Source organism: Bradyrhizobium sp. NBAIM08 (assembly GCF_020193935.1).
GTDB lineage: Bacteria > Pseudomonadota > Alphaproteobacteria > Rhizobiales > Xanthobacteraceae > Bradyrhizobium > Bradyrhizobium yuanmingense.
This window is the reverse complement of sequence record NZ_JADYVR010001263.1, coordinates 1-387: the sequence shown is the minus strand read 5'-3', so window position 1 is coordinate 387 and position 387 is coordinate 1. Positions and strand designations below refer to the sequence as shown.

At 70.8% G+C, this 387-nt stretch carries 1 protein-coding gene; it reads right to left on the bottom strand.

Features of this window, described 5'->3' with window-relative positions; translation table 11 throughout:
• A partial coding sequence (locus I6F37_RS44440; protein WP_225155049.1) for a Rieske 2Fe-2S domain-containing protein occupies positions 1-244 on the bottom strand: 244 nt, incomplete at its 3' end.
• Between the last annotated feature and the right edge of the window lie 143 nt (positions 245-387).

The following is a 387-nucleotide window of genomic DNA, read 5'->3' as shown; positions in this document are numbered from 1 at the left end:
CGAGGCAGCCGTCCTCGACCCGCCCGCCGACGCCGAAGTGCGCCCCGAGGTGCGGGCAGTACGCGTCGAAGACGTTGAACGCGTCGCCGTCGCGCCAGACCGCGAGGTCCAGCCCCATCGCCTCGGTGCGGAACACGGGATCCGGGCTCAGCTCGTCGAGCCGCCCGAGCGAGAACCACCCGAAGGGCAACGGGAACGGGAAGCGACCGTCGCCGGTCGTCGGTGCGGTGAGGGTCTGCGGCATCGGTGGCCTCCGTCGTGGTCTGCCCCGTCGAATTATCGAACATGATACGGAAATTCGAGGCGGCGTGCAGGTCGATCGGATCGTCTGCGGCGCGGGCCGGCAGCCCCGGGGTCGTTCGTCGGCTCGATGGCGGGCTCGTTGGC